Raw genomic sequence first — 761 nt, forward strand, 5'->3', positions numbered from 1 at the left:
CTGGTTCGTGCCACAGGGGTGGCAAGCAGATAGCCATAATGGGCATGACCGTTCTTCAAGTTGACACAAACCCAATTCGGCGCGGGGAGTCCGGCATCATCCCATGCGTGGTAACCGTCCGGCCTGTCTATGTCAAAAATCAACGTGCTTACATGGGGCGGCGGGTTGTGTTGGATATGGCGATAAGCCAGCGCCGTGGCCTGCGGACGGATCAGCAGCCCTTGGGCGGGGTCATCGGTGCAATAGGGGCGATGTGGCAGACGTTCAACAAATGAGGCGTAAGAGGCCGATTTTACCATCGATCACCGCACAAATTGGCGGTGCAAACTCCACACTCTTCCACACAAGATAGGTGGAATGAGGGGGGAGTTGGTTGTCTATAAATAACCATGTGTTAGACTTTTCCCATAGGTTGCGTACCTAGCCCCGAACTCTCGTTCCGTCTTCCGCCAAGTTGATGAAAGAGATTCGGGGTTTGTCCTTTCTGGGCAATACGTTACACACCATCAAACAAGAAATCTATCGCGTCCTTGATGAGCTGACGCGACTCCTGCACACCAGTGACTTCATCCCCAAGCTGCGCCAGCCTCACCGCTGCCATGTCCTGCGTCATCACCAAATACTTATCACCCTCAACGATGATCACCGGATTCAGCCGCTGCGCTGGCCGTCCAGTGAAGGCTACCAGCGGGAACAGTGGGATCACCATCCTGGTGGCCAGCTCGCCAATGATGTCGCTTTGCACATCCAGCAAATAGGGG

Annotated in this window: 2 protein-coding genes; both read right to left on the bottom strand. The window is 54.7% G+C overall.

The window, feature by feature from the left end:
• On the bottom strand, positions 1-299 hold a 299-nt coding region (locus tag OKC30_RS21255), incomplete at its 3' end, for a replication initiation protein (RefSeq protein ID WP_270809842.1).
• Positions 300-496: 197 nt separating this feature from the next.
• Positions 497-761 (bottom strand): CcdB family protein (locus tag OKC30_RS21260; RefSeq protein ID WP_270809843.1); only part of this gene is annotated, 265 nt, incomplete at its 5' end.

Origin of the sequence: Aeromonas sp. QDB18 (assembly GCF_027705325.1) — a bacterium.
Lineage (GTDB): Bacteria > Pseudomonadota > Gammaproteobacteria > Enterobacterales > Aeromonadaceae > Aeromonas > Aeromonas caviae.